General features: G+C 42.1%; 1 pseudogene. It reads right to left on the bottom strand.

Features of this window, described 5'->3' with window-relative positions:
- Positions 1 to 499, bottom strand: a pseudogene (locus tag NI467_RS14610) (IS5 family transposase); the annotation flags it as partial.
- Between the last annotated feature and the right edge of the window lie 19 nt (positions 500 to 518).

Consider the following 518-nt stretch of genomic DNA (forward strand, 5'->3'; position numbering starts at 1 on the left):
CCCTTATCAGCAATAAGATAAGTTGCCTCGTCTACAGTATCAATCAGTTGTTTTGCAACTTGACTGTCGTGGACGTCACCCCCAGTGATTTTAAAATCAATCGGTAATCCATTCGCGTCGGTTGCAAGATGTATTTTTGTTGTTCGTCCACCACGTGATTGTCCAATTGCTCTTTTGAAACCATGCCGAGCTCCACTTGCATGTTGATGCACGCGTATGTAGCTTCCGTCAATGAATACCCATTCTTGATCCAGGACGCCTCGTAATCTAAAAAAAATTTATCCCACAATCCCTTGCTTGCCCAACGATTAAAGCGATTGTAAGCAGTTTGCCAAGGACAAAATTCTTGGGGAATATCCCGCCATGTGGCGCCTGTACGCAGTTTCCATAAGATCGCTTCCATGATATTTCTACTATTCTTTGAACAGTAGCAACCATGTAATCGCATAGTATCTTGAATTTTCTGCCAGATATCATCGGTAAGAAGAGTGCGTGCCATTGAAAATGTAGAAATAAAA

Origin of the sequence: Acinetobacter sp. S4397-1, assembly GCF_024129285.1 — a bacterium.
In the GTDB taxonomy this organism is placed as follows: Bacteria; Pseudomonadota; Gammaproteobacteria; order Pseudomonadales; family Moraxellaceae; genus Acinetobacter; species Acinetobacter lwoffii_C.